This window comes from Leadbetterella byssophila DSM 17132, assembly GCF_000166395.1.
Lineage (GTDB): Bacteria > Bacteroidota > Bacteroidia > Cytophagales > Spirosomataceae > Leadbetterella > Leadbetterella byssophila.
Genome location: NC_014655.1, coordinates 134,908 through 156,573, shown reverse-complemented (window position 1 = coordinate 156,573; position 21,666 = coordinate 134,908). Strand labels below are relative to the sequence as shown.

Annotated in this window: 19 protein-coding genes; 17 read left to right on the top strand and 2 right to left on the bottom strand. The window is 37.9% G+C overall.

All coding sequences use genetic code 11. The features are described 5' to 3' along the window. Positions 1–140 precede the first annotated feature (140 nt). From LBYS_RS00660 to LBYS_RS00590, 15 genes are all read left to right on the top strand, one after another. The gene (locus LBYS_RS00660; protein ID WP_013406984.1) at positions 141–935 is read left to right on the top strand and encodes a hypothetical protein; all 795 of its coding nucleotides are present in this window, start codon (positions 141–143) and stop codon (positions 933–935) included. Between the two features lie 167 nt (positions 936–1,102). Then, positions 1,103–1,972 carry an HNH endonuclease gene (locus tag LBYS_RS00655; RefSeq protein ID WP_013406983.1) on the top strand — a complete coding sequence of 290 codons (870 nt, stop codon included), beginning with the start codon at positions 1,103–1,105 and terminating at the stop codon, positions 1,970–1,972. 209 nt (positions 1,973–2,181) lie between these two features. Further along, complete coding sequence (locus LBYS_RS00650) at positions 2,182–3,093, top strand: exonuclease domain-containing protein (RefSeq protein ID WP_013406981.1); 912 nt, start codon at positions 2,182–2,184, stop codon at positions 3,091–3,093. Positions 3,094–3,298: 205 nt separating this feature from the next. Then, positions 3,299–4,165 (top strand): SDR family oxidoreductase, encoded by an 867-nt coding sequence (locus LBYS_RS00645; RefSeq protein ID WP_013406979.1) that lies wholly within the window; start codon positions 3,299–3,301, stop codon positions 4,163–4,165. 151 nt (positions 4,166–4,316) lie between these two features. After that, positions 4,317–5,528 carry a metallophosphoesterase gene (locus LBYS_RS00640; RefSeq protein ID WP_013406978.1) on the top strand — a complete coding sequence of 404 codons (1,212 nt, stop codon included), beginning with the start codon at positions 4,317–4,319 and terminating at the stop codon, positions 5,526–5,528. A gap of 250 nt (positions 5,529–5,778) precedes the next feature. Beyond that, positions 5,779–6,288 (top strand): nuclear transport factor 2 family protein, encoded by a 510-nt coding sequence (locus LBYS_RS00635; protein WP_013406977.1) that lies wholly within the window; start codon positions 5,779–5,781, stop codon positions 6,286–6,288. Positions 6,289–6,649: 361 nt separating this feature from the next. Beyond that, the gene (locus tag LBYS_RS00630; protein ID WP_013406976.1) at positions 6,650–7,549 is read left to right on the top strand and encodes an SDR family NAD(P)-dependent oxidoreductase; all 900 of its coding nucleotides are present in this window, start codon (positions 6,650–6,652) and stop codon (positions 7,547–7,549) included. 13 nt (positions 7,550–7,562) lie between these two features. After that, positions 7,563–8,381, top strand: a complete 819-nt coding sequence (locus LBYS_RS00625; protein ID WP_013406975.1) for a helix-turn-helix domain-containing protein — start codon at positions 7,563–7,565, stop codon at positions 8,379–8,381. A 512-nt stretch (positions 8,382–8,893) separates the two neighbouring features. After that, positions 8,894–11,290, top strand: a complete 2,397-nt coding sequence (hsdR, locus tag LBYS_RS00620; protein WP_013406974.1) for an EcoAI/FtnUII family type I restriction enzme subunit R — start codon at positions 8,894–8,896, stop codon at positions 11,288–11,290. Between the two features lie 90 nt (positions 11,291–11,380). Further along, positions 11,381–11,818, top strand: a complete 438-nt coding sequence (tnpA, locus tag LBYS_RS00615) for an IS200/IS605 family transposase (protein ID WP_013406973.1) — start codon at positions 11,381–11,383, stop codon at positions 11,816–11,818. After that, positions 11,793–12,002 (top strand): hypothetical protein, encoded by a 210-nt coding sequence (locus LBYS_RS00610; protein WP_041823364.1) that lies wholly within the window; start codon positions 11,793–11,795, stop codon positions 12,000–12,002. The genes tnpA and LBYS_RS00610 overlap by 26 nt, the downstream gene beginning before the upstream one ends. An 85-nt stretch (positions 12,003–12,087) precedes the next feature. Continuing rightward, complete coding sequence (locus LBYS_RS00605; RefSeq protein WP_013406971.1) at positions 12,088–13,515, top strand: class I SAM-dependent DNA methyltransferase; 1,428 nt, start codon at positions 12,088–12,090, stop codon at positions 13,513–13,515. Next, the gene (locus tag LBYS_RS18070) at positions 13,512–14,999 is read left to right on the top strand and encodes a restriction endonuclease subunit S (protein ID WP_013406970.1); all 1,488 of its coding nucleotides are present in this window, start codon (positions 13,512–13,514) and stop codon (positions 14,997–14,999) included. Before LBYS_RS00605 ends, LBYS_RS18070 begins: the two co-directional genes overlap by 4 nt. 2 nt (positions 15,000–15,001) lie before the next feature. Then, the gene (locus LBYS_RS00595; RefSeq protein ID WP_013406969.1) at positions 15,002–16,732 is read left to right on the top strand and encodes a hypothetical protein; all 1,731 of its coding nucleotides are present in this window, start codon (positions 15,002–15,004) and stop codon (positions 16,730–16,732) included. A gap of 492 nt (positions 16,733–17,224) precedes the next feature. Beyond that, positions 17,225–17,950 (top strand): class I SAM-dependent methyltransferase, encoded by a 726-nt coding sequence (locus LBYS_RS00590; protein WP_013406967.1) that lies wholly within the window; start codon positions 17,225–17,227, stop codon positions 17,948–17,950. A 191-nt stretch (positions 17,951–18,141) separates the two neighbouring features. Here LBYS_RS00590 and LBYS_RS00585 read toward each other — a convergent pair whose 3' ends face one another. Together LBYS_RS00585 and LBYS_RS00575 are read right to left on the bottom strand one after the other, a co-directional pair. Further along, entirely contained in the window at positions 18,142–18,744 is a 603-nt protein-coding gene (locus LBYS_RS00585) for an alpha-ketoglutarate-dependent dioxygenase AlkB family protein (protein ID WP_013406966.1), read from the bottom strand. A 498-nt stretch (positions 18,745–19,242) separates the two neighbouring features. Continuing rightward, positions 19,243–20,082 (bottom strand): bifunctional helix-turn-helix domain-containing protein/methylated-DNA--[protein]-cysteine S-methyltransferase, encoded by an 840-nt coding sequence (locus tag LBYS_RS00575; RefSeq protein ID WP_013406965.1) that lies wholly within the window; start codon positions 20,080–20,082, stop codon positions 19,243–19,245. 459 nt (positions 20,083–20,541) lie between these two features. On the opposite strand from LBYS_RS00575, the gene LBYS_RS00570 reads away from it, so the two are divergent. Both LBYS_RS00570 and LBYS_RS00565 read left to right on the top strand, forming a co-directional pair. Next, a complete protein-coding gene (locus LBYS_RS00570) occupies positions 20,542–20,985 on the top strand; it encodes an SRPBCC family protein (protein ID WP_041823954.1) in 444 nt (147 codons plus the stop codon). An 81-nt stretch (positions 20,986–21,066) separates the two neighbouring features. Continuing rightward, positions 21,067–21,666, top strand: a complete 600-nt coding sequence (locus LBYS_RS00565) for a Crp/Fnr family transcriptional regulator (protein ID WP_013406963.1) — start codon at positions 21,067–21,069, stop codon at positions 21,664–21,666.

The window sequence follows — 21,666 nt, the reverse complement described above, 5'->3', positions numbered from 1 at the left end:
TTATAACAGGCGTTTGGCTCAATGGCGGGTGACGTGGTTAATTGAACATTCTACCTCGCATCAACATTTGTGGTGTATTGACAGTTTTGTGCTCCGAAACCCGCCCGAACGCAAAGCCCGAAAACGTTAGCAGAAAGCTTATGAGAATAGACCTTAACGACATAGGAAATGGAATTGAAGCTCTGAAAAACCAAAGTCACGACATGGGATTGATTATTAATCCCGTTATCAATAAATATAATCTCCAAGACAAAGAGATATTGGAAGTATGTCAGATTGGTAAATTCCTATATCGAATAAACCCAGAATTAAGAATTGCTGACAAACCCCAACCGCCCAACCCTGATTTCATTATTAAATTTGATAATAAAACAATTGGCTTGGAGCATACTCGAATTGTTGACACAGAAAAATCGCAACGCGTATATTCAATATCAAATTTATTTAATGCAGCTGCTAAAGAGTATCAAAAAAACAACCCTGAAAGTGAAATTTGTGCGACATTTCGATTAAAAAATGACACCTTAAATTTTGAACAAAGTGACAAGAAGAATATAATTCAAGCAATTAACGTATTTGTCAACGAGGCAAAAAATGGGAATTATCAAAATCAGCCAGACTTTATCGAAGAAATAGTAATAATGCCGAACAGCGTTGTTTCATTTTCGTACTTAGAAACTAATTTCAGAGGGAAAAAATTGCCCCTCCAAGAACTTCAAAATGCGATTTCGATTAAAGAAAATAAATTGGAAAAATACTATGGTCAATCTAATTCAATAAATGAATTTTGGTTGGTATTAATGGTTGGCTCCTTAAATTCAGCGTCTTTTGAGCTTGACGAGAGTTTGGACTACAGAACGGAATCTAAGTTCGACAAAGTATATTTAATGTCTGACTTTAGTGAGAAGATAATTGAAGTAAAAGCCTACTGCTAACACGGGTTTTGCATTAGTGGGCGGACAGTACGAATAGAAATATTTGAGCAATTAATAAACGTTGGTGCTGGCAGACAGTTTTCGGTTTCAAAAGCCCACCAACGCAAAGCCCGAAACCGTTAGCGGTCAAGCTATAAAACGACAACCAATAAATAAAAACAAGACTAATGTATAGTTCGGAAAATATAATTTGGATAAAAAATGTAAAGAGAAATCAAGGTGACGGTTGGGCATATGATGACGTGAGTTGTGGTTCTACATTTTGGTTAAACTGGCCAAAATCAAAACGTGGGAGTGCTTCGACACCAAATATTGGCGACATAATTGTTTTATTCCAAAAACCAAATTCAATAAATGGACAACGAAATTACAAGGTACACATTACCCACTTAGTATCACCAGTTACAGACACAATTCATGAAGACAATGAACATCCAGACCATAAGTGGTGTAGAGAAGTAAAACTTATTGCTAAAGCAAACCCAATATCAGCTATCCCCAACCCGGGCTATTACAACTTTTTCAAACCTAATCGCGGCTTGACAAATCCAATTATAAATCTAACTAACAATATTGGGTTATCAGAAGCAGAAACTCAAGAAGACATTTGGAGAATGTTTGACAACCATTTTTGTCCAGACGTTCAAAATGAAATATTTCGACCACAAGAACCTAATGGTATATTTGGAGAAGTTGAAGGGGATAAGATTATAAGAGAGCATATAAAGCAAGAATTGACAAGACGAAATTCAAAAATTGTTCAACTTGCCAAAACACAAGCATTAAACGCAAATAATGGACGAATTAAATGTGAGTGTTGCAAATTTGACTTCCTTAAAACTTATGGACAAATTGGATTTAACTTCATAGAGTGCCACCATAAAATACATATTTCGACAGGAGAACGAATAACACGAATTGAGGATTTAGCATTGGTATGCTCAAATTGCCATAGGATGCTTCATAGAAAACTTGAAAATGGAGATTATCACACAGTTGACACGCTTAAACAAGCAATTAATAACGCTTCAAATTAGGGTGATTAGACACAGAGAAAAAGAAGCCCGAACCGCTAACATGCGTTTGGCGTCATTCGGGGTGACGTGCTTAAATTCAAGTGAAGTTTTCCAATTGGGCTTTAGTGCTGGGTTGACAGTTTTGTGCTCCGAAACCCGCCCAAACGCAAAGCCCGAAAACCGTTAGCGGTCAGCTTAAAAGACGACAGCAAAACATAAAACGAGACAGAATGGAATTTGTAACTATTGACTTTGAAACAGCAACAGCACAACGTGACAGTCCGTGCGAAATAGGTTTGACATTTGTTCAAGACGGTCAAATAATTGACACAAAATCTTGGTTAATTAAGCCGATGTATGACGAGTTTGACTATTTCAATATTTTAATTCACGGAATAAGACCTGAACACGTTGCGGACAAACCAGAGTTTAACGAACTGTGGTCAGAAATAAAACCTCTCGTTGAGAACAAATTTTTAATTGCTCACAATGCAGGTTTTGACATCAGTGTTTTAAGAAGGACACTTGAAGCATATCAACTTCCATTTCCAACATTGAATTACTCTTGCAGTTATATTTTTTCTAAGAAAGTATGGCAAGGACTTCCTGCTTACGACTTAAAAACACTTTGCAAAGTAAATAACATCAACCTCAAGCATCACAGAGCAGGAGCCGACAGTAAAGCAACAGCGGAACTGACTTTAAAGGCTTTTGAGATTGCAGGAGTATCTTCTATTGACGATTTCCCTGAAAAACTAAAAACAACAGTTGGCCAATTGTATAACGGTGGTTACAAACCTGCTGAGACAAAGAGAATTTATAAAGCTAAAGACTTAACAAAAATTGAAGGAGACCCCACAAAACACAACACCGAAAGTATTTTCTATGGAAGAACAGTTGTGTTTACGGGAGCATTGTCATCAATGGTAAGAGCAGAAGCACAACAAACAATTGCAGACATAGGCGGAATTTTGGGGAATGGTGTAACAAAAGAAACAGATTTTTTAGTCGTTGGACAACAAGATTATAGAGTTGTTGGAGAAGACGGAATGAGTAGCAAACAGAAAAAAGCAATTAGCCTAATAGAAAAAGGTTCTTCACTTGAAATTTTATCCGAAGACGACTTTTTAAAGTGTTTATAATGACAATAACACACGACAGAAAAGAAAGCCGACCGAATAACATGCGTTTGGCGTCATGCGGGGTGACGTTCTTAAACTCAAGTGCAGTTTTTCAAATCAACTTTAGTGCTGGGTTGACAGTTTTGTACTCCGGAATCCCGCACGAACGCCAAGCGCAAAAACGTTAGCAGCCATTTTAAGCGACACTTCAAAACGATAGGACAACATGAAGAAAATAGCAATAATCGGTGCGACAGGAATGTTGGGACAACCTGTTACAAAAGAATTTATCAACGCAGGTTTTGACGTTACTTTGTTGGTGCGGGACATTAACAAAGCAAAACAAATATTCGGCTCAACCGTCCGACTTGTGGAAGGCGACCTGAAAGACTCGAACAAACTAAGACAATCTTTGGACGGACAAGACGGACTTTACCTAAACTTATCTGTTGAACAAAAAAGTGGCAAAACAGACTTTCAACCAGAAAGGGACGGACTTGACAACATTCTTGAAGCCGCCAAAAATTCAACTGTAAAAAGAATAGGTTATTTATCTTCTTTGGTTCACTTGTATCAGGGACAAAACGGTTTTGATTGGTGGGCGTTTGACATCAAACAAAAAGCAGTTACAAAAATCAAAAACAGCGGACTTACTTACTCTATTTTCTATCCATCAACTTTTATGGAAAGTTTTGACAAAGGTGCATACCGACAAGGTAACAACATTGTACTTGCAGGAACTTCCAAACATAAAATGTTTCTGATTTCGGGTAGCGACTACGGCAAACAAGTTGTAAAAGCGTTTCAACTTGACAACGGAAACCACGACTATGTTGTGCAAGGACAAGACGGTTACACCGCAGACGAAGCCGCTAAGTTTTACGTTGACAATTACACAAAGAAAAAAGTTAAGATTATGAAAGCACCGGTTGGACTGCTAAAATTCTTTGGGAAGTTTACGAACAAGTTCAACTATGGTGCAAACATTATTGAAGCATTGAACAACTATCCCGAAAAATTTGAAGCCGAAAAAACGTGGCAGGACTTAGGAAAACCGCAGGTAAAATTTATTGACTATATTAAAAAAAATTGAAAAAAGACGGCTGCTAACATCGGTTTGGCGTAATGGTGGGGGACGTGCTTCGTATGAACATTTGTACTAAATTTGAGCTTTCGGCTTCGTAGGAAAGTTTTGTGGTAAAAGCCCCCACTACGCCAAGCCGCAAACCGTTAGCTGACATATTATGAAGACCGTACGTAAAATATTAAAATGGCTTTTTGGGATTATAATCCTTTCAATTCTGACCGCTGTAATTCTTGTAAGATTTACTGACGGTAGCATCAACACACCTGACAAAACTATTCTTGGATTTGACGAAGAAAAAGGACGTTTTCTAATTTGGGAAAAGAAAACTTTTAACCTTAATGGTATAGACGGACCTTATATAATTGATAATCAACTTTACGAAGTAACAAAAGAAAATAAATTACTAAACAAAAATATCAACAGAAAGGAAAAACTTGTAGTAAGAGTAAATAATTCAGATAATGACCTATTTACATTTCAGCTTAAAGATAGCATAACTTCCGAACCTGATTTTTATGAATTGCCTGAAAAATTGATTGTCATTTCTGACATTGAAGGAAATTTTGACGGCTTTTCAAGTTTCCTTATCAACAATGGAGTAATTGATAAAAACTTCAATTGGACTTTTGGCAATGGACATTTGCTTTTAAACGGAGATTTCGTGGACAGAGGCGAAAATGTAACACAAGTTTTGTGGTTAATCTATAAAATTGAAAATCAAGCCCAAAAGCAAGGCGGAAAATTACATTATATTTTAGGCAACCACGAAATAATGAATTTCCAAGGTAATGCGAATTATAATAAGAAAAAGTATAAACGTGTTGCACAACTTATAAGTAATAATGATAGCCTGAGAGTAGCTACAAAATTTATGTATTCCAACAAAACAGAACTAGGAAAGTGGTTGCGTTCTAAAAATGTTATTGAAAAGATTGGCAACTATATATTTGTTCACGCAGGTATAAGTCCAGAGATTTTAAAATACAACGTTTCACTTTCTGACATTAACCAAATCGCAAGAAATAATTGGGACAAAAATCTTTATGATGAAGAAGAAAATAACAAAGTAGAGAACTTTATTACAGGCAAAAAAGGTGTTTATTGGTATCGCGGTCTTGCACAAGACTACAAATACTACGACAAAATCAAAGAGAATGAACTCAACGAAGTACTAAAATTTTATCAAGCTGACAAGATTATCTTCGGGCATACAGTTGTAGAGAATATTACAAAAGAATTTAACGGCAAGACAATAAATACAGATGTAAAACACGGACAAGAAAAGAATTCTGCTAAGACCAAAGGATTACTAATCCAAAATGGAATTGAATATAAAATTAATGGAAAAGGAACCAAAACTAAAATCTGAATAAAAATACGTCAGCTAACATCGCATTGGCAAAATGGCGGTGTTCACGGCAAGTTGAAAGTTCTCTCCCCTATTCCGCCAATGCTTTTGCATTGGCTTTTTTTGTAATTTAGCCACTGACAAAAAAGCATTGGCTACGTGTCGTCCAAACCGAAACTTTCCACTTCGGTTTCACGCCACTTCGCCAATGCGCGACACGTTAGCGGTCATTGTAGGACGACACAAACGACAACAGACAGAACATTAAAAAATGACAAAATCCATTTTAGTAATAACAATTTCATTTTGCCTTACTTCGGCATATGGACAAAACAAACAAGCGACAACAATTACAAACTCAAAGCAAACGACATCAGAAAAAATGGGAAATATTGAAACAGTAAAAAAAATGTATGAACTTTTTGCTACAAAAGACAATAATGCAATCAGACAAATATTTGACGAAAATATAAAGTGGAACCAAATGAAAGGTTTCCCAGGCGGTGGACAACACGTTGGTGCTGACGCAGTATTTGAAAAAGTATTTGGCGGGTTCAGACAAAATTGGACGAATTGGAAAGCAACAATTACACGTTACATTGACAGTGGAGACGGAGTTTTTGTTATTGGCTTTTATGAAGGCACATTTAATGCAACGGGAAAATATATGAAGTCGGAATTTGCTTGTGAATACAAAGTAAAAGACGGAAAAATTACCGAGTTCAATCAATATACTGACACGTTTTTAATCGGACAAGCAATGGGTTTGACGAAAGAATAAACAACGAACCGCTAACAGCACCTTAGCTCTATTGCCGCTATTTTACTGTGTATCAGCTTTGTTTTACGCTTTCAAATCTTATATTAGCATGACAGATTAACGTCACGCAATCAACAACAGCGCCAAGCTGCATAACGTTAGCGGCAATGGTAGGACGACCGCAAACAACAGGCAGACACCCGACCAGTCCAAACAGAAAAAATGAAAAAGCAGAACGCACAAAGAAAAATTCACCAAGACCACACAATCCCCAGTTTTATAAGTAAGCTATACAAGAAAGCTATTTGAGCCGTACAGGAAAGTTTTCTTTGTGCTTGCTGCTTACTTTTGTATCTGAATCAATCAGAACAAATAAGTAACTATGATTATTGTAATGACGGGGGCAACCTCAGGTATTGGTGCAGAAGCCTTAAAACACTTTGTGAAATTGCCCGACACCAAAGTATATGTTGGCGCACGGGGAAGCGGACGTATTGTGCCTGAAGGAACAGACGTGCTTCCGCTCGACCTTTCTTCTTTAAGAAGTGTTCGTTCTTTTGCAGACAACATAAAACAACGGCTGGGGGAAACCAAAATTGATGTATTGATTCTGAATGCGGCTATTCGGGCCACGGATCACGACCAACGAAGCGAAGAAGGTTTTCAATTGACATTTGCTACTAACCACCTTTCACATTATTTGTTAGCCAGGTTATTCTTACCGATCATGGCGGAAGGTGGTAAGATCGTTATCACGACTAGCGACACACACGACCCTGCAATTGTTCCGTTTGGACCGAAAACCTTAAACCCGGAGGAGTTGGCGTATCCCAATGAAAATAGTCCGAAAGGTATGCGGCTTTATGCCGCAACAAAACTCTGTAATCTTCTTACCGCACGTTCACTTTCAGCCATAAGTTTTGAAGATAAAAGTAATATCCGTATGATTGCATTTAATCCCGGGCTGACAGGCGACACTTCTCTAATGGGCAAACAATCAGCATTTATGAAAGTAATGGTAGCTGTTCTCATCCGACCTTTATTCTATATAGTCAGTATGTTTATACCCTTTTTATTTGTAGGTAGGGTGGAACGTGCGGGCGAAACCCTGGCAGCGCTTGCATTGGGTAAAGTTACATTGCCAACAGATAAAATTTACGCGTCATTGGTAAGAGGAAGACTTACCTTTCCTGATCCTTCTCAACTTGCCCAAAACAATGACGTAAGAGATTTATTGTGGAAAAAGAGCGCTAAAATGGTAGACTTGCCTGAATCAGAGTAAATAAAGGAATTTCATGGAAAACCATTCAAATAAAATAACTCCTGACGTATTTGTTTTTACTATAGATGCCGAAAAGGAAAAGGAGTCAGACCGTTTTCTTTCTGAAAGCATTTTGGCCCTGCAAATATCGGGGCAACTAACCCTGGAAACGAATATCGAAAAAATGGTGATGAAACCGGGTGATATCTTATTAGTCCGTAAACATCAATTTGTAAAAGTTACCAAAACCCCAATAGGCAAAGACTACCAGAAAGCCATACTTTTAATTCTTAAGGATGATATCTTGAGAAAATATGCGTTGGAAAATCAGATTGACAACAACGAAAAGTACAACGGGTCATCCAACATACTTATTCCAGAAAGTGATTTTTTGCAGGGTTTCTTCAACTCCTTAATTCCATATACACAAAACCATAAAAATATCAACGATCAATTAAGCAGTATAAAAGTGAAAGAAGCCGTTCAGCTTTTATTACTTACAAAACCGGAACTTAAAAATTTCCTTTTCGACTTTTCAGAACCGCATAAGATTGATTTGGAAAAGTTTATGTTATCTAATTACAAATTTAATGTGCCGATTGAAAGTTTTGCAAAATTGACCGGCAGGAGCCTCGCTGGATTCAAGCGTGATTTTCAAAAAACATTTGGTATTCCACCCCGACAATGGTTGCAGAACAAGCGACTTACAGAGGCGCACTATCAAATTGAGAAAAACAATAAAAAGCCGTCTTCCATCTATTTAGATCTTGGCTTCGAGAGTTTATCCCATTTTTCTTACACTTTTAAAAAGCAATTTGGTTATGCGCCAACGGAACTCACAAAGACGAGATAAAAATTTTTCTTTACACACAGCCAACGCGGCAGGCAGCGGACGACTGAAAGCCACATGCCACTAACAAGGGTTTGGCGTAATGGGGGCTGACGTGCTTCGTATGAACATTTGTGCTAAATTTGAAGTGTGGTTCTTCGTATCAAGGTTAGTGCTAAAAATCCCCCACAACGCAAAGCCCCAAACCGTTAGGCGCAAGTGTAAAAGACAACGACCCGACAGAAAACAACGGACTAAAAACAAGAAAAATGTAAACCATTTTGACACTTGACCAAAGACATAGAAACGATATTATTAACGGACAACGAGTAAGCCGACACTCATTGCCGACCCTATGTTTTTTATTTTTTTCCACCGCACATTTTTTAAAAACAATTTTCAGCCAGCCCGCAAATGGCACATTTGGTTTTGCCAGACACACAAGCCGACCTTTCGCAAAGCCAAAAGATCCACTTTTTTGCAAACGCACCGACAGAAATATGTATTTTGCTAAATTTTACTTTGAGAAATAAAGAATGAATAAGAAAAGTCTATCGGAAAGAGATATTTGCTCCAAGTTTATTACACCTGCTTTGGAGAAGGCGGGTTGGGACAAACAGTTGCAGATATTAGAGGAGGTTTCTTTTACTGATGGTAAAATTTACGTAAGAGGAAAAATCACAGCAAGAGGAACAAGAAAACGAGCCGACTATATTCTGTATTACAAACCGAATATTCCTATTGCCATTATTGAAGCAAAGGACAACAATCATTCGATAAGAGCAGGAATCCAACAAGGACTTGATTATGCTCAAATTTTAGACATTCCTTGTGTGTTTAGCAGCAACGGAGATGGTTTTTTATTTCACGACCGAACAGCAACAGACGGTAATATTGAAACTGAAATCAGTTTAGACGACTTCCCCACTCCCGAACAACTTTGGGAAAAATACAAAAAGTATAAAGGCATTGAAACTCCCGAAGCGGAAAGAATTGTCTCGCAGGACTATTATTTTGACGGAACAAATCGCAAACCAAGATATTACCAACAAATTGCAGTAAACAGAACAGTTGAAGCCATTGCAAACGGACAGAATAGAATTTTGCTCGTAATGGCAACAGGAACAGGAAAAACCTATACTGCTTTTCAAATCATTCACCGACTTTGGAAAAGCGGAGCAAAAAAACGAATTCTGTTTTTAGCTGACAGAAATGCCTTGATTGACCAAACACGCAGAGGCGACTTCAAACATTTCAAGGATAAAATGACTGTGGTAAAACACAGGCAAATTGACAAGAGTTTTGAAATTTACTTGGCGTTGTATCAAGGACTTTCTGGAACAGACGAAGCAGCCAATGTTTACAAACAGTTTTCAAGAGACTTTTTCGACCTGATTGTAATTGACGAGTGCCACAGAGGAAGTGCAAAAGATGATAGTAGTTGGAGAGAGATTTTAACCTATTTCCAAAATGCTACGCATATTGGTTTGACAGCGACACCAAAGGAAACCAACGAAGCAAGCAATTCAGAATATTTTGGCGACCCAGTTTATACCTATTCATTGAAACAAGGAATTGATGATGGTTTCTTAGCTCCTTATCGTGTGGTGCGTATAGCTTTGAATGTGGATGCCGAAGGTTGGAGACCAGAGCAAGGAAAAACCGACAAAGACGGAAACGAAATTGAAGACCGCATTTATAACCGCAAAGACTTTGATAAAAACTTGGTGATTGAAGAACGGACGGATGCAGTTGCCAAAAAAGTAACCGAATTTTTAAAAGGTTACGACCGCTTTGCCAAAACCATTGTGTTTTGTGTGGACATTGACCACGCTGAAAGAATGCGAACCGCATTAGCCCGACACAATCCTGATTTGGTTTCCGAGAACTACAAATACATAATGCAGATTACAGGCGACAATGACGAAGGCAAACGAGAGTTGGACAACTTCATTAATCCCGAAGAAAAATATCCTGTGATTGCTACCACTTCCGAATTGATGACAACAGGCGTTGATGCTCAAACCTGCAAAGTGATTGTATTGGACAGCAACATCAATTCAATGACCAAGTTCAAGCAAATTATTGGTAGAGGAACACGAATCAATGAAGAATACGGCAAATTGTATTTCACCATTTTGGATTTCAGAAATGCAACAGACCTTTTTGCAGACCCTCAATTTGACGGTGAACCAATCAGAATTAAACCAGTTACCGAAGCAATAAACTTAGGAGATATTATTGACGAAGAAGAAGAAAACACAGAACCAATCATTGACATTGAATCAGGAGAAGAAATTGAAATTACTCCCCCTGAAATCCGTTATCCTGAACAAGAATTTCCACCATCAACAGTAAATGAACCAAGGCGAAAAGTTTATGTAAATGGTGTGGACGTTTCTGTTTTGATTAGCCGTGAATTGCATTTCGACCAACACGGAAAACCCATAACCACAAGTCTGAAAGACCACACAAAAGAAATTATCAAAGAGCAGTTTGCTTCCTTAGATGATTTTCTGAACAAGTGGAAAGGTTCAGATCGCAAAGAAGCCATCATTGCTGAATTGGTTGAACAAGGCGTAATGGTGGAAGCATTGTATGAGGCAGTTGACAAGCAGGTGGATTTGTTTGATTTAATCTGCCACGTGGCGTATGACCAACCACCAATGACAAGAAAGGAACGGGCAAACAATGTGATGAAACGCAACTACTTTACCAAGTATGGCGACCAAGCCCGAAAAGTTTTAGAGGCGTTACTCGACAAATACGCAGACCAAGGCATTGAAAACATTGAGAACATTCAAATCCTGACTGTTCCACCCATCAATGAATTTGGTTCGGTTACTGAAATCATCAAAGCATTTGGCAGTCGTGAAGAATACGAAAAAGCCATCAAAGAATTAGAAAACGAATTATATAGAAACATTGCGTAATGAAAATTATCAAAATGAATAGGAATGTGGCTTTAGCCCCATTTCACTATAAATCCAAAAAAGTAGCTTTAGTCGAATAATCTAACCAATATGCCGTTTGTAAAAGTTTACATTCATTTTGTATGGAGCCCCAAGAATAGGTATCCATTTTTAGATTCTAAAGAGTTGCGCACAAAAGTGTGGCATCATATAAGGCAGAATGCCAAAGAAAAAAGGATATTCATTGACTTTATAAATGGTTATTCTGACCACTGTCATTGTTTGGTTTCATTGGGTATAGACCAAACCATTCAAAAAGTTGTGCAATTGATAAAGGGAGAATCATCTTTTTGGATAAATAAGAATGAATTGACAAAAGTAAAATTTGAATGGCAGGATGAATATTTTGCTGTTTCTGTTTCTGAATCAATGATAAATAAGGTGAGGGAATATATTAAGAATCAAGAAGAGCATCACACCAAAAAAACATTTCAGCAAGAATATGATGAATTTATCAGCAGATATGGATTTGAAAAATATAAAGGATAATATTTTGGCTAAAGCCAATAATGGGAATGAATTATTTTATCCTCCAGATAAATCTGGAGGCAATGCAAAATCTGGAGGCAATGCAAAATCTGGAGGCAATGCAAAATCTGGAGGCAATGCAAAATCTGGAGGCAATGCAAAATCTGGAGGCAATTCAAATGAAATTATAAATTTGATGAAATAATTCTGAATAGGAATGTGGCTTTAGCCCATTCAAATAATATTAAAACAAAGGAAAACAATTGGCTTTAGCCAAATAATTTATAGAAATGAGCAACATTGCAGGCACTATAAAATCCATCAGAGACATTTTCCGCAAAGACCCGGGCTTGAGTGGCGATGCACAACGCATTGAGCAATTGGGGTGGATGATATTTCTGAAACTCTTTGACGACAAAGACAAGGAAAAAGAAATTCTGAATCCGAAATACAGATCTCCCATTCCTGCGGAATTGCAGTGGCGTAATTGGGCAGAAGATGATGAAGGCATCACAGGCGATGAACTCATCAATTTTGTGAACAACAAACTGTTTCCCACACTCAAAAACCTGACGGTTGCGGCTGACGATAGATTAGGCATTACCATTCGCCAGATATTTGACGGCACCAACAACTATATGAAAAGCGGAACCACCTTCCGCCAGGCCATTAACAAACTCAACGAAATTGATTTTACCAGCAGCAAAGACCACCATATTTTCAATGTGATTTATGAGGAAATTTTGCAGGGATTGGCTGCCAAAAAAGACACAGGCGAGTTTTACACGCCAAGAGCCGTAACACAGTTTATTGTGGATATGGTAAACCCGAAATTGGGCGAAAAAATTACCGACCCAGCCTGCGGCACCGGAGGTTTTTTAGTGTGTACCATTGAACACCTGAAAAGGCAGGTAAAGAATATTGACGACCGCAAAACTTTACAGGAAACCGTAACAGGAAGCGAACTGAAACCCCTGCCTTTTATGCTGAGTGTGGTCAACCTGATTACCCACGACATTGAAGTGCCACAGCTTGAAAACGGTGATTCGCTGAGCCGTGAATATACGTCTATAAAGCAGAAAGACCGTGTGGATATAATTATTGCCAATCCGCCCTTTGGTGGTGTAGTAGGTGACGGAATGGAAACCAATTTCCCTTTGAATTACCGCACCAAGGAAAGTGCCGATTTGTTTTTGATACTGTTTATCCAATTGCTGAAAGACGGTGGTAGAGCAGGCATTGTGTTGCCCGATGGCAGTTTAACAGGCGATGGCGTAAAACAACGGGTAAGGCAAAAACTGTTGGAAGATTGTAATGTGCATACCATTGTGCGATTGCCCCAATCGGTATTTGCTCCGTATGCCACCGTAAACACCAACCTGATTTTCTTTGAAAAAGGAAAACCAACAAAAGAGATTTGGTATTACGAACATACTTTGCCTGACGGACAAAAAGCCTACAGCAAAACCAAACCTATCCGCATTGAAGAATTTGAACCTATCAAACAATGGTGGAAAAATCGTGAAGAAAGCGAAGTGGCTTGGAAAGTGTCAATGCAAACTATCATAGACCGCAATTATGATTTGGATGTAAAAAACCCAAATAAGAAAGTGGAGGAAGTCGAATTGAATATTGGCAAAATACTATCAATACTAAAAACAGAAAATAATAAAGTAAGCACAATCATTCAGGAGCTTGAAAACGATTTGGTAAAATGACAATATTAGAATTCTTTAAAACGGTTCACCCTTCTGTATTGGCTGCCAAAATGATTTTCAGGCATTTGCAAGAGCATTATCCTGTTTTAAAAATAGCTGACATAGCAGATACCACAAGTGGGGGAACTCCAAATAGAGGAATGCCTGAATATTACAATGGCGATATTCCTTGGGTTAAATCAGGTGAATTAAAAGATGGGGTGATAACTACTTGTGATGAATACATTACAGAAGCAGGTTTGAAAAATTCATCTGCTAAATTATTTCCCAAAGGAACTTTGCTTGTAGCAATGTATGGAGCAAATATTGGGAAAACGGGAATTTTGGATTTTGATGCAACTACCAATCAAGCAGTCTGTGCTATTTTTCCAAAGGTTGATATTTCAAGAGAATTCTTGTCTTGGTATTTCAAACAGCAGCGAATTGATTTTATAGCTGTTGGTAAAGGAGGTGCACAGCCGAACATAAGTCAAACAATCATAAATAATGCTTCAATTGTTGTTCCTGATGAAAAGGTTCAAAAAGCAATTGTAAAGTTCTTGGAGAGAATTGAAAAGGGAGATGGAATTGACTATGATTTTTTCATTCCTGAAGTTTTAAAAGATGTTGAAACGATTTACAAGTATAAAAACAGCTATGTAACTCTCTCGGATAGTTTTGAAAGCCAACTCACCCAACTCGAAAACCTAAACCAAGCCATTTTACAAGAAGCGGTGCAGGGGAAGTTGGTGCCACAAGACCCCAATGACGAACCCGCCAGCGAATTGCTCAAACGCATTAAAGCCGAGAAAGCAACCCTTCGGCAGGCTCAGGGCAAGGGCAAAAAAGAAAAACCCTTACCACCCATCAAACCCGAAGAGATTCCGTTTGAAATTCCTGAAAATTGGGTGTGGTGTAGATTGGGGGAGATTTGTGAAGTAAATCCGAGAAATAAAGTTGATGATGAGATTGATGCAGGATTTATTCCAATGCCAATGGTAAGTCAATTGTTTGGTGTTAAACCTACTTATGAAGTAAGAAAGTGGGGAGCAATAAAGAAGGGATTTACTCATTTTGCTAATAATGATGTAGTAATAGCTAAAATCACTCCTTGCTTTGAAAATTCTAAAGCTGGAATTATTTCCGATTTACCTAATGGAATTGGTGCAGGAACAACTGAATTAAATGTCTTGCGAGGGAATCAATATATTCTGCCAGAGTATGTCTATGCTTTCGTTAAACGAATTGATTTTTTGAAAAATGGAGAAAGAATTATGAAAGGTGTTGCGGGGCAACAAAGAGTTCCAACAGATTATTTTTACAACACACTAATCCCCCTTCCCCCACTCGCCGAGCAAAAACGCATAGTAGCGGAAATAGAAAAGCAATTTGCCAAAACCAAACAATTGAAAGAACACATCATCGCCAACCAACAAGCCACCGAGCAATTGCTCAAAGCATTGTTGCATCAGGCGTTTGAGGTTAAAGAAATGGAAGAAGTATAAGTATGTTGCGAGTAATTGAAATAGAAAATATAAAAGGCATTCAACATAAAAGGTTTGAATTGGACATACTACCAAATAAACCAAGCCTTTTAGTTGCACCAAATGGATTTGGCAAAAGTTCATTTGCAGCAGCTTTCAATTCTATGAACAACAGAAGAATAAATTTATCAGAAGATGACTTTCACGCAGAGGATGAAACTTTAGCCCCAAGGATTTACATAGAATATGAACGACCAGACAACAGTATAGCAACACTTGAAGCCACTGCAACGACAAACACTATCAGTTCAGAACTTGATTATTTTGTAATTAACAACCCAACGAAACCTAAAGGCATTGGTAATCTATACGGTCGCCCAAGTGCTACACTTGAAATAAAAGATGTTGTTTTGGTTGACCGAATTCCTGATAATGTTCAATTTGGAAATCAATACAGAGCTGCTCAACAAAGATTCGGTCAAAATGCAAGAGTATTACCTAATCCCAATGCGGCATTAGGAAATCTGAAACTTGTTGAGAAATTAAGTTACAATTATCAAGCATTAGAGCGAGCAAATGGCCAAAGGATTCGAACTCGAATAAATGACATCATTAATGAAATCAACCAACAAGCAGGAACCATAGAAGTATTAACAGATTGGATAACTGCACATAGATTAAACGACTTAAAACAAATTGAATACCTAAATACTATTGGCAATCTGATTAATGAATATGACTTGGGTTATAATTCTGAAACAAAAGCATACTTAATAGCAATTCAATTGATTTGGCTATACAATGACAATCCCAATAACTTTAAAGAAGCTTGTAAATACAGCAATTATCAATTAGATAAACAGCGGTTTCAGCATACTCTATCAAACTTTAATTGCACTTGGAAAGGGATTCGTGCAAGTCAAACGGAAGGCCAGCTTGTTGTAAAATTTCCGAAAGCTAATCATATTTCAAACGGTCAAAGAGATATTTTGACATTTGTAGCAATGCTTTTCAGAGCTCGTCAACATCTTAAAAAAGAAGCAAATATTTTAATAATAGATGAGGTGTTCGACTACCTTGATGATGCGAACCTAACGGCAGCACAGTATTACATCACCACATTCATAAAAGATTTTAAGGACGAAGGTAAAAGACTTTATCCTATCATCTTAACTCACTTAAACCCTAACTACTTTAAGAATTTTGCTTTCAGCAATCAGAAGGTTTACTATTTAGACAAATCAAATATTCAGGTGAATCAAAGTATTGTAAGATTACTGAGAAACCGAGAGCATCCGAGTATTAAAGTTGATGTTTCAAAACATCTACTTCATTTTGAACCCACACACATAAACAAAAGAGCAGAATTCAATGCTCTTGGTCTTAGAGAACTTTGGGGCGAAGCGGATAATTTCTATCAATTTTTATTTAGCGAAGTTGACAATTATTTAAACGGACGTCCTTTCTGCCCCTTTGCAGTTTGTGGTGGTGTAAGAGTAAAGATTGAAGAAATTGCATACGGTAAACTACAAAATCCAGCCGCACAAACAACTTTTCTCACAACGAAAAAGACAAGACCTAAACTCGAAAAAGCCGAAGAAATGGGAGTTGTTTCGCCTGAATCCCATTATTTACTTGGTATTATTTATAATGAAGGGATGCATTGGAAAGAAAATCAGGACAATGTATCACCTATAGCATCAAAATTGGAAAACTTGACAATAAAAAAATTGATTAGAGATGTATTTAACTAATGGAAACATACCCCAGCCCTATTTGCAAGCACATTGCCAAAGCCCCTCAAGCCAACGCACAGACCAATGCTTTGTCAAATGGAGCGAAGCGGAATTCGTGAACACCAATAAAAAATAATTATGTCGTGAACAAAGAGCTTGCAAAGCCAACGCAAGAAATGCGAAGCATTCACGAACACCTTTGAAAATAAATAATGAAGTGAGTAAAAATTGTTTTTAAAAAATTTCCCGACCCTTCAAAAAAAATAAAAAACGCAACGAACAACCCGACAAGACAATGACACGGAAACTTAATATTGACAATGGTTTACAAGAACGGACGACAAGAACACCAGCACCCAGCAGGCGTTTGGCTCAATGGCGGGTGAAGTGTTTCGTATGAAACTTTTTGCTAAATTTGAACTTTGGAGCTTCGTATCAACGGTAGTGCTATAATGCCTCCACTTCGCCAAGCCGCAAAACGTAATGCCTCATTCTAAAAAACATACATCGATGAAACAACCACACGACAATTGGGGAACATATTACGACTTTGTTTACAAAAAGACTTTTGGAAATTCCTACAATAACTTGACAACAGAAAACCTGAACGTAATCAATCAAATTTTACCAACAGGAACAATTCTTGATTTTGGAGCTGGTACTGGTAGACTATCGTTTCCACTGACAAAGCAGGGTTACAAAGTGATTGGTGTTGAAAAAAGTATTGGAATGTTTAATGAGTTCAAAAGGAAGGTAGAATGCCAAAATTCAGAAATTGAAGTTTATAATTGCTCTATATCGGAATACAAGAATGGGAAAGCAGATTTGGCAATCGCACTTTTCACTGTTTTAAGTTATTCAATTACTGAAGATGAACTTTCTAAAAACATAGAGAATATTTGTAAGCACATTAACCCAAACGGGTACTTCTTTTTTGATTTACCCAATACCGTATTTTTTAATGCAGGTCGTTTGACCAATATTGACACAACTACTTTTAAACGACTTGTAGAATTAACAGGTAACAATGAAAATGATATATATACTTATAGGGAACAATGTAGTGGGATTTTCGAGGGAAAAGAATTTAGCTACGAAGATGAATTTAAAATAAGATATTGGAAAATCAGCACCCTTGACGAACTACTAAGTAAAAATGGATTCAAAGATACTTTGAAATCGTTTCCTCAATTCAATTCAACAGGTTCAACATACAAACTATACAAAAGACAATGAAACAATTTCAAATACAACTATTCAAAGTGTAACCCTCCCCAACACCTACACAAAAAAGTTCGCTCCCCAACCATCCCTAAAAAATATTAGCCCCATAATGAAATTTAATAATTATTTCCCTAATTACCAAATGTTTACGTAACTTTTTTTTTAACAACATTAGAAGAGTTGTAGATGTATGCGCATTCCGTTTAGATTTCGGCGATTTTCTCCTCTATAGTTCTAAATGTGAGATTGATACGAGCATCTAAAACCTTCTTAGTGGGAGGTAATCGGTGCCACCAATACGTCTGAGTAGTCCCGGCCATCACCAGAAGACTTCCGTGCTCTAAGAGTATATCTACCCTCTCCTTATTCTTTTTATGCTTGAACGAAAACTTCCTTTCCGCTCCCAAACTCAAAGATCCTATAGCACCGTCCTTTTTTAGATCTGCTTCTCCATCACTGTGCCAGGCCATGCCCTCCTCCCCGCTATGATACAAGTTCAATAAACAGGAATTGAATGTCTCACCTGTAGCCCCTTCCACCCTAGCCTTCAATTCCAGCAACTCCTGTGTCCACGGCAATGCACTTTTAGTAACCTTAGAATAGGTGTAAGAAAAGGGCCGTTCCCCATACCAAGCTACCATGCGTTTCGTCACTATCCTCCTACCAAAGATGATGGCCTCATCGTTTTGCCATTCTATCTTTTCTAACATCTTATGCAGATACCCATCCGCCTCCGCACTAGTTAAAATCTTACCATAATATCGCACTTCCCCATCATAAGGCAAGTAATTCTTCCTATTTCCCATTATTCACTTCATTTATCTTCTTTTACTACCAAACATGTTTGGCTCTTCATTTTTTAAATCTTTTAAAGAAAAACCATACCCCTCGCCTAAAGACCTCTGTATTCTTTATACCAGCACTATTAACCGCCAAAACCTTATAATGAACCTATTTCAAACTCATTTTACCTTCTCAACTTGTGCCCCTATATTTCAGATAACCATCATTGGAAACTAAAAAAGGAAAACTATCTACGTTATTTGATCCTATCAGAAATTTGAAAACTAATAATCCCTATCCCGGCATTAAGCACTACGCTAATAAGATTTCATCGCAAGTCAATAAATGCAGAATTCATCCTCCTCCACCAATCATCGCCTCTGTCCTTTATGAAAAGTGGGGATTAATTAAAATCCATTCCTTTACCACCTCCCCTAAAAAGAGTCCCTATGCCCGGAAGCATACTATTTTATTTAAGATCAAAGTTTAGGAAGACACCAAAAACACCCTACTTAGTCCAATTAGTCGCTTTTTGCGGCTTCCCATCCCAACATAGCCGTTTTCCTGGTTTTGCCCCACATGTAACCTCCTAAGTGCCCTGTAGATTGAATAACGCGATGACAAGGTATGAGGAATGCCACAGGGTTACTACCTATAGCCGTACCCACCGCTCTGGACGCCGTGGGTTGCCCTATCTTATCCGCAATCTTACCATAAGTCGAAACGCCCGCAAAGGGAATTTTCAGTAGCGCTTCCCAGACTTTCAACTGAAACTCCGTTCCTTTTAAATGCAGTTTGATCTGTTTTAATTGAGTCCAGTCGGTTTGAAAAATAGAAAGTGCATTAGCTTGTAAATCATCAAAAAGGTTCTGATACTTAGCAAAAGGGAATTTCTGCTGGAGATTCCATAAGGCCTGATCCTCATCCTCCTCAAATGCCATATGGCAGATGCCTTTAGAGGTAGATGCTACTATAACCTTCCCAAACGGGCTATCTGCAAAACTGTATTGGATGCTGAGATTCCTTCCTCCGTTCTTGAATTCAGCAGGAGTCATGCCTTCCATCTGTATAAACAAATCATGGAGACGTCCAGTCCCGGATAATCCAGTCTGATAGGCGGTATCGAATAGCGTAGCCTGTTGATCTTGGAGCAATCGCTTGGCGTATTGCAGGCTGGTGTACTGCAAGAACTTCTTGGGTGTAGTACCCGCCCACTCTTTAAACAACCTTTGAAAGTGAAAGGGACTTAAGTGCACCATTTCCGCCACCTCATCCAATTGGGGCTGCTCCTTAAAATGCTCCGTAATGTATTCAATAGCCTGAGCTATTCTATTATAATTCAACTGTTGTTGATCGTTCATACTGTATTCCTATTTGAAGTCAAAGATCAGAAGGCACCATAGGTTCTAAAACCCGAAAATTGCTAAGTTAAACTGACTACCAGCAACTTGCTTCCTTTCTAATAAAAGAAACCAAAGTATAAAAAAGCGGGGAGAGTTCGATGAGTTAGCTACATTTTCCCCTTCATTTCAAATTTAATCCCTTGCAATAAGTCCGTACCCAAATCTCACATCAAAGACCTTAAGTACATTGAAAGTAAAAACATTTCTAGAAGCCAAATCTCATATTGGGAGGAAAAAGAAATCATCTGGAATAAAAGGACAGAAAAAAAAATTGACAAGGATAATTATGAACCTAATATCCTATAACAATAACCATTTTACAGACAAAATCAATTGAAAATCACGCATCAAAAGAAAAATGCTCCCACCTTGGAAACCTTCACAAAATCCTTAATTTTGGAATCAATTTTGGAACATATGACACCTACAGTTGAAACCCAAATGCTTATTAGGAAGCCTGCTTCACTGGTTTTCCAAGCTTTCGTTGACCCTAGCATTACTACTCATTTTTGGTTTACTAAGTCCAGTGGACCTTTGGAAGTAGGAAAGACGATCAAATGGGAATGGGAAATGTACGGGGTTTCTTGCCTAGTAAAAGTAAAAGAAATCATACCTAACAAAAGAATATCTATAGAATGGGATGAACCACCTACTGCTGTAGATTTTGAGTTTGAAGCAATGACGGAAGAAAGCACTTATGTTACCATTAGAAATTACGGATTTCAACAGACAGGAGATGCCTTAATAGAGGCCCTATTAAACAATACGGGTGGTTTTACTACTGTACTAGACGGTCTAAAAGCCTATCTTGAACATCATATTGAACTTCATTTAATTCGGGACAAGTTCCCAAAAAGATAAGTGGCTTCTCTGCATTTGTATGCCCTTAGCATCCAAATGTTCTATTCTAAAGTAATTAGAGCATCATAATATTTAAAAAAAATGATCTCCAGATCAAATACGACTTCCATGCATGAGAAATTGATCCATAAAGTATCCAACTTAATTCCTCTGCAGGAAGGAGATATCCAAACCATATGCCGTGCATTCAAAGCCATTCAGATCCCGAAGAACACCCTACTAGAGGAAGAAAATAAGCGAACCAAGTACTTATACTACATCGTGGATGGATATGTCCGGGTATATTATACTAAGGAGGGAGAAGAGCGGACTACACAGATCAACTGTCCTTCTGGTTTTATTACTTCTTACCAAAGTTTTATCGCGAATGTCCCCGCCTACGATAATGTACAGACCATCACGGAATGTACTTTGTTACGTATCACTAAGCCTGAATTAGAAAATTTGAACACCCAAATCCATCAGTGGAGTATTTTTGGCGAGAAAATCTATGAACAAGCCTTGATCTACAATGAGGAACGAACACGTGACATGATATTGCTCAGTGCTGAAGAACGCTACCTTAAACTCATGAGATCTTACCCTGACATCCTACAAAATGTCCCCTTGCAGTACATCGCTTCTTACATAGGAATCAAACCGGAAAGTCTTAGTAGAATCAGAAGACAAATCTCTTCCTAA